This window comes from Pseudomonas sp. 32_A, from assembly GCF_017490905.1.
In the GTDB taxonomy this organism is placed as follows: Bacteria; Pseudomonadota; Gammaproteobacteria; order Pseudomonadales; family Pseudomonadaceae; genus Aquipseudomonas; species Aquipseudomonas inefficax.
In genome coordinates this window covers 1-452 of record NZ_JAFGYI010000330.1, presented here as the reverse complement: position 1 = coordinate 452, position 452 = coordinate 1, and the positions used below count along the sequence as shown (strand labels likewise).

The following is a 452-nucleotide window of genomic DNA, read 5'->3' as shown; positions in this document are numbered from 1 at the left end:
GAGCAGCGGGACACGCTCGACACGCCGCGGGCGTGAACCGTCGTCGCGCCTGTCCCGCGCGCGGTTGCCGGTGGTCGCTCAGGCTACCCATGGTTGTCGAGCCCGCCGGGCCCATCGCACCCGTCGCCCCGCTTGCTCCGATCGTGCCGATCACGCTCGTCTCGCGTGCACGGCCCGCCGAGCCGGCGCGCCAGCCCCCTGCCCGCTACCCGCGCTGCTCGACGAGCCGGCCTTGCTCCAGCGCGAAGCGCCGGACGATCTTGATCGTCGGCGCCTGCGCGAACGGCGCGCCTTCCGGACGATCCAGATATTCGACGACGACAACCGCGCCGCCCGTCGCCGCGCGCTCGATCGACACCGACACGGGCTTTACCCGATCGCCGAGCAGCACCGCCGGCGCGCCGCCGCCCGGCTGCGCGGTCGCCACATACAGGAACCGGCCGCTGCCGCCC

The 452-nt window shown here is 74.6% G+C and carries 1 protein-coding gene; it reads right to left on the bottom strand.

Annotated features, from left to right (window positions below):
* Positions 1 to 205: 205 nt before the first annotated feature.
* Positions 206 to 452: hypothetical protein (locus J5M58_RS26905; RefSeq protein ID WP_207880444.1), on the bottom strand; the 247-nt coding region annotated here is incomplete at its 5' end.